The organism is Actinomadura sp. HBU206391 (genome assembly GCF_014323665.1).
Taxonomy (GTDB): domain Bacteria; phylum Actinomycetota; class Actinomycetes; order Streptosporangiales; family Streptosporangiaceae; genus Actinomadura_C.
On record NZ_JABVEB010000294.1, the window covers coordinates 1 to 6,239 of the forward strand.

Sequence of the window (6,239 nt, forward strand, 5' to 3'; positions counted from 1 at the left end):
TCCGAGCTCTGGCGGTCCGCTGCGTGTCGCGTCCTCGGCGGGGGTGTAGACCACGGACCATGGTCTTGGCACGTCGGGAGCGGGCAGGGGCATCGAGGTCGTGTCGGCGGCGGCGAGGATCTCGGCGGCGATCGCGGCGAATCTCATCGCGGCGGGATGTTCCGGCTGGGCCGGCCAGGCCGCCGAGATGCTCCGGCGCAGCGGACGGCCGGTGAGCGGACGCCATGCCACGCGCGGCTCACGACGTGCGATCGCCTCCTGTTCGAGGGCGACGCCGTGACCCGCCAGCACCAGCCCGAGCAGGAACTCCGGGTTCCGGGCGTGGCGCAGGCGTGCCGGCGAGAATCCGTGCTCGCGGCAGACGTCCAGCATGCGATCGTGCCAGCCGGGCGCGGTGGCGCGCGGGAACAGGATGAGGTCGTGGCCCGCCAGGTCCTCCAGCGCGATCTCTCGCAGCGTCGCCAGCGGCGAAAGACGCGGGAGCACCACGCCCAGCGGCACCTCGACGACCGGTCCGAGCCGCAGATCGGCGGCGGCGACCGGATGGTGCACCAGCCCGATGTCGAGCTGTGCGGATGCCAGCATGCGCAGTTGCTCGGCGGTGGTCAGCTCCTGCAGGTCGAGATCGAGCTCGGGGGCCTGCTCGGCCAGTTGCCGGAGCAGCGCCTGCAACGCCACCGCGGGGATCTCCGGCGGCACTCCGGCGCGCAGCGTGCCCAGGGCGCCGTCACGCGCCCTGAGCATCAGGGTGCGTACCCGTTGCTCCCTGGCCAGGAGGTCGCGAGCCTCGTTGAGCAGGAGCCGGCCCGCCGTGGTGAGCTTGATCTGACGCCGCGAGCGATCGAACAGCTCGACGTCGAGTTCGCGCTCCAGCCGCTGGATCGACTGGCTGAGTGGTGGCTGGGCGATGCCGAGCACCTCCGCTGCCCGGGTGAAGTGCATCTCCTCGGCGAGGACCACGAAGTGCCGCAGGTGCCGGAAGAGGTCCACATCGCCACCATAGGCGATCGGCTATGAGCCGCCGGGCGGTCGGTCGGCCGGTACGCCCACTGGGACATCGGCTCGGACGCCGACCGGGGCATCGGGGCGTCGGCCTCCGGCTCGAGACGTCCGAGGCGGCGATAACGTGGCGCAGGTGCGCACAGTTGACCTGATCACCAGTACTTTCGCCGGGGCTGACGTGACAGCGCGCCTCCACGCAGTCGACATCGCCGACGGCCGTGAGCTGGGAACAGGCGCCGATGACCAGGTCGTCATCGCCTCGGTGTTCAAGATCTTGCTGATCCTGGAGTTCGCGCGGCAGGTCGCCGCCGGCCAGCTCGATCCAACGGAGCGGGTCCTCGTGCGGGCCGAGGACCGGCTGGGCGGCTGGGGCCTGGCCGGCTGCGCCGACGACGCGGAGGTGTCGCTACGAGATCTCGCCTATTTCGCGATGTCGGTCAGCGACAACACGGCGGCCGACCTGCTCATGCGGCGGGTGGGCCCCGACACCGTCCCGATGTTGGCCGCGGAGCTGGGACTGGCGCGCACCCGGGTGATCGGCGGACCCCGGCAGTTGCTGGAGTCGATGTTCGCCGATGTCGGCGCGCGTACCGACGCCGAGTTCGCCGAGATCTTCCCGACGCTCCCGGAGGACCGGGTGCGGGCACTGCGCGCGTTCGACCCCGGCCACACCACGTCGAGCACCGCACGGGAGATCACCCGGCTGCTCACGCTGATCTGGCGGGACGCGGCCGGCCCGGCGGCGGCGTGCGCGCTGGTCCGCGAACTGATGGGACGGCAGATCTCCTGGACCCGGCTGGCCTCCGGGTTCCCTCCGCAGGTCCGCGTCGCCGCCAAGACCGGCACATTGCCGGGCCACCACATTGAGGCGGGAGTCGCCGAGTATCCCGACGGCGGGCGGTACGCCATCGCGATCTTCGCGAAGACCAAGATGTTGAACACCCGTCGCATCGACGTGGATCTGGCGATGGGAGAGGCCGCGCGCACCGCCGTGGAGGCACTGCGGTCGTGGTGATTCCCCCGGCCGATGACGGCGCACGCGTCGTCGGCCTGCACTGATACGCGTTCACATATTGCCGGTCGGCGCGCATCCTCTTGGACGTGGCCGCATCACGAGTCCTGTCCTCGAAAAGTGATCGTCACAGCCTGATAGGTCCGCGACTGGGAATCTTCGTTTCCAGAAGGACGTGCGGGATGGGGAACGTTGGTCCGGTTACAGGGGTCGAGGGCTGGATCAACCAGCAGCATGTTCCCAATGGGTTCGCCACCGATGCCGCATCCACGGTCTTCGGTGTTCGCGATTCCGCAGTAGGTCGCGTGGTCAAGGCCTGCCACCTCCAAGTGCGGCTGCGGAAAGACCGATGGCGGCCACGCCGAAGCGTGGCCGCCGTCGGGTGAACCGGTCGGGCTCAGGAGTGCGGGCAGGTGTTGCGGTAGTCGGAGATGTCGCCGGTGGCGCGCGGCGGTGGGCACAGGAACTGGTCGTAGCGGGTGTCGTCGTCGATGAACCGCTTCATCCAGCTGATCATGTACTTCGCCATGGTCGTGTTGGAACTCTGCGGGAAGAAGTGGCTGGCGTTGTTGAGCTCCAGGTAGGCCTTGTCCGGGGTGTTGGACAGGCTGGTGTAGAAGGGGATCGAGTGCGAGGAGACCGGGGCGACGCTGTCGCTCTCCCCACCGATGATCAGCGTGGGGGTGCGGACCTCGGGCCAGCTCTTGTCGCTGTTCCACGGGGCGAGGGGGATGGCGGCCTGCAGTGAGGTGCGGTCCTTGGCGGCCTCGAGGCTGCCGCCCCCGCCCATGGAGTGGCCGGCGACCGCCAGGCGGGAGGCGTCGATCCGGGTGCGGACCGAGCTGCGCTGGGTGAGGTAGTCCAGGGCGGCCAGAAGCTGGTTGCCGCGGCTGGCGGGCTGGTCGAGGGTCGAGTTGGTCTCGATGCCGATCACGACGAAGCCCTGGGAGGCAAGGCGCGGGCCGAGCCAGCTGAGGCTGGACCAGTAGGCGGTGAAGCCGGGCGAGATGGCGATGGCGCCGAAGGTGCCCTCGCTCGTCGAGGTCGGGTAGTAGATGACACCGCCGCCGAAGCCGGTGACGCTCAGGCTGGAGACGCTGACCTGGGACGTGGCGAACGGGCCGCGTGCGGCGGTCACGCTGGACTCCGTCGGGTCCGGACCGCGCTCGTACGGGCTGGCGGCAGCCTGGGCCGTGGGCGCGGTGGCCAGGCCGGCCACGAGGGCCGCGCCGGCGCACAGAAGTCCGAGCGACTTCTTCAGGAGCATGGCTGTCCTTTCGGTGACGATGCCGCGGCACAATGCGCCGCGGGCGATTTCCGCCAGCCGAGTGGAATCGGCCCCCCTTACCGGCCCCACCCGCGGGCTTGTCACGAGTGTGTTGCGGGCCTGTAAAGCGGGCATCAGTGAAATCACCGGCCGCGCCGTCACCGAGCAGAACTTGTGGCCCGACCGGGCCTGATATCGCTCCAACTGGAGCCGGTCACAATCGACCCCTCAGCCGGAGGTCATGACGCAAGGCGCCTGCGACCGACCGTGAGCCGGCTGCATCCGGATCCGCCGGCACGGATGGCGGCAGTCCGCCATTCGACCGGAGACAGCCGAAACTCCTGGTGGAAACGCCATCGACCACCACTCGACGGCGCATCCGCCAGGAGCTTCCGTGCTGTTCTATCGCGCTGGATCAGTCATCTTCGGTAGGAGTGGCGCAGCTGGGATTCGAACCCAGATCACCCGGATTATGAGCCCGGCATGTTGCCGTTACACCACTGCGCGCCGAGCAGCCCCGGCGGGACTCGAACCCGCTCCGCGAGGGTGAAAACCTCGCGACCTAACCCATGGTCGACGGGGCCGTGCTGCTTCTCGACGTAGCCCGTGTCGGATTCGAACCGACGTTCTTCCGGCTGAGAACCGGACGTCCTTGACCTGTCTAGACCAACGGGCCTTGCGTACCACCCAGAGGACTCGAACCCCTTCAGTCCGGCGTAAGAGGCCGGTGCCCGTCCAGTCGGGCGCGAGCGGCGCGGAGAGGGCGAGGATCGAACTCGCACGGGACGCTGAGCCCCCAACGGTTTTCGAAACCGTGGCCGTCGCCATCCGTCGGCTGGCCCCTCCGAGTGCGGAAGGCGAGGGATTCGAACCCCCGGCACGACGTCATCGCCGTGCTACGCCGCTTCCAACGGCGCTCCTCGTACCTACCGGACGCCTTCCATTTCCTGTTCCCAGGAGCTGAATTCCATTTTCACTGCTCGACCCATTCGCGATAAATAGATGCCGGTTTTGTTCGGTCTTTTCGATCGGCTATGTCCATAGTTTGAGCGAATCGCCGATCATGGGCAACAGGTTTTTCCGGGGTCGGCGCGAGTTCGGCGCAACGGCTTCCGGCCCACGCCGGATGATGACGCGGGCCGGAAGCAGCGATCAGGGCGCGGGCCGGTGCGGCTTACGCCCTTGGGCTGTGCCGTCAGGGATAACTGACCAGGTAACTCGGGATGGTGGCGGTGCCGCTCGCCGGGCCGCCGGTGGTGTTGATGACGTTGGTGATCGTCCCGTTGCCGCCGAGCGAGACCGTGAGGAGGTTGTGGAACCTCACGCCGGCTCTGTTCGGCACCTCGAAGCCGCGGGCGGCGACGATCGTTGGGTCGACGTTGAAGTAGCAGTAGCTGCCCACGCCCCACGCCTCGTGGGTGGTGACGGAGTCGGCGACCTTGTACGCCGCGTAGCCCCGGGTGGACCCGTTCATGTACGCGGCCTGGTTCGGCGGATCGTAGGGCAGCTCGTTCTGGAAGAAGATGGTGCGGCCGCCCTGGCCGTTCCAGATCACGTTGTACTTCTGGTAGTGCTCGACGAACAGACCGTAGGCCAGCACGTTGTCACCGTTGACGATCAGCCCGGTGTCGGCGGTGTTGGTGGTCCACCCGATGCCGGCGCCGTGGTCACCGCGCCAGGCCCAGATGTGATCGATGAGCGTGTTGTCGCTGTTGACGATCAGGCTGTTGGTCGCCTTTCCGGCACCGGCCCCGCCGATCCTGAAGAAGACGTCCTGGATGGAGGTCGGGTTGGCTGCGTGACCGGCCGAGGAGCCGCTCGGGCCGACCTCGAGGAGCACCGGCGAGTTGACCGGGCCGGCGTCGAAGAGCAGCCCGGCGAGCTTGACGCCGTCGACGTCGGCGACCCTCATGGGCACCACGCCGTTGTCGGGGATGATCGTCGCGTAGCCCAGGCCGAGGACGACGGTGTTGGCCCGGGTCACGTTGATCGTTTGGTTGACGTGATAGATGCCGGGCGTGAACAGCAGGTTCAGACCCTGGCCCAGCGCGGAGTTGATGGTAGCGGCGGAGTCGCCCGGCTTGGCGACGTAGAACTGGCTGAGCGGGATGGACGAGCCCGGCGTCGCCCCGCCCGCCCAGGTGATGCCCCGGGAGTTCTGCCGCGAGGACGGGACGAACACGTTGTACGCGCCGGAGCCGTCGACGTAGAGGTAGGGCTTCTCCCTCGTGAACGGGCTCTGGTCGAGGGTCGTGTGCGAGGGGTTCGGGAAGTGGTTCGGCGGGGCGCCGTTCACCCCGGAGAACACCATGTTCCACACCGAGCCGTCCCAGCTGCCGAAGGTGCTGTCACGCGACAGCCACTGCTGCTGGGAGTACGACGCGGCCTGGCCGTCGACCTTGGTGTCGGCGATGTACCCTCCGCTGGACCAGCCATAGCCCGACGGGGCGAGGTTGAGGCCGCCACGGATGTGCATGCGGCGGAAGGGTGCGGCCTGCGACACGGCCCACCGGTTGGTGCCGCCGGTGGGGTTGACCGCCAGGTTCTCGGCCGACCGCCAGAAGTTCTGGGGTTGCGTTGCCGCCGAACCAGCCGGCGTCGACGTTGACGCTGCCGTTGATGGTGACGTCGTCGGGCGAGCGGCCGAGGCCGGAGATGGCCGTGTAGAAACCGATGTCGGCGTTGACGTTGTAGGTGCCCGGCTTGAACAGCAACGCGTACCGGTTTGTACCGAACTGGTTGGACTCCTGCTGGCTGAACACCGAGTTGAGCTGGCCCTGGATGGTGGCGGCCGACATCGACGGGTCGAACACGAGCACGTTGGGCCCGAGCGAGCCGCCGCCGACCGGCGGCGGGGTCGTGGAGCCGGGTCCGTAGACCTGGAACTCCCACAGCGAGTAGCCGTAGCCGGTGCTCCGGGCGGTGCCGTACACCCGGACGTAACGGGGCGATGGGTGT

3 protein-coding genes, 6 tRNA genes and 1 pseudogene are annotated in these 6,239 nt (G+C 68.3%); 1 reads left to right on the forward strand and 9 read right to left on the reverse strand.

The features are described from left to right. Positions 1 to 990 (reverse strand): LysR family transcriptional regulator (locus HKK72_RS34505; protein ID WP_187238612.1); only part of this gene is annotated, 990 nt, incomplete at its 3' end. Positions 991 to 1,135: 145 nt separating this feature from the next. On the opposite strand from HKK72_RS34505, the gene HKK72_RS34510 reads away from it, so the two are divergent. Further along, a complete protein-coding gene (locus HKK72_RS34510; protein ID WP_187238613.1) occupies positions 1,136 to 2,017 on the forward strand; it encodes a serine hydrolase in 882 nt (293 codons plus the stop codon). A gap of 394 nt (positions 2,018 to 2,411) precedes the next feature. Here the strand turns inward: HKK72_RS34510 and HKK72_RS34515 are convergent, their stop codons facing one another. From HKK72_RS34515 to HKK72_RS41770, 8 genes and pseudogenes are all read right to left on the reverse strand, one after another. After that, positions 2,412 to 3,281 (reverse strand): alpha/beta hydrolase family protein, encoded by an 870-nt coding sequence (locus HKK72_RS34515; protein WP_187238614.1) that lies wholly within the window; start codon positions 3,279 to 3,281, stop codon positions 2,412 to 2,414. 435 nt (positions 3,282 to 3,716) lie between these two features. After that, a tRNA-Met gene (locus tag HKK72_RS34520) sits at positions 3,717 to 3,788 on the reverse strand. Positions 3,789 to 3,793: 5 nt separating this feature from the next. Beyond that, positions 3,794 to 3,865 (reverse strand) — tRNA-Glu (locus HKK72_RS34525). 16 nt (positions 3,866 to 3,881) lie between these two features. Beyond that, a tRNA-Glu gene (locus tag HKK72_RS34530) sits at positions 3,882 to 3,957 on the reverse strand. 5 nt (positions 3,958 to 3,962) lie between these two features. Next, positions 3,963 to 4,035: transfer RNA gene (locus HKK72_RS34535), tRNA-Lys, on the reverse strand. A 1-nt stretch (position 4,036) separates the two neighbouring features. Then, positions 4,037 to 4,127 (reverse strand) — tRNA-Ser (locus HKK72_RS34540). A gap of 5 nt (positions 4,128 to 4,132) precedes the next feature. Continuing rightward, a tRNA-Ser gene (locus HKK72_RS34545) sits at positions 4,133 to 4,223 on the reverse strand. Positions 4,224 to 5,629: 1,406 nt separating this feature from the next. Beyond that, positions 5,630 to 6,239 (reverse strand): annotated as a pseudogene (locus tag HKK72_RS41770) (hypothetical protein); the annotation flags it as partial.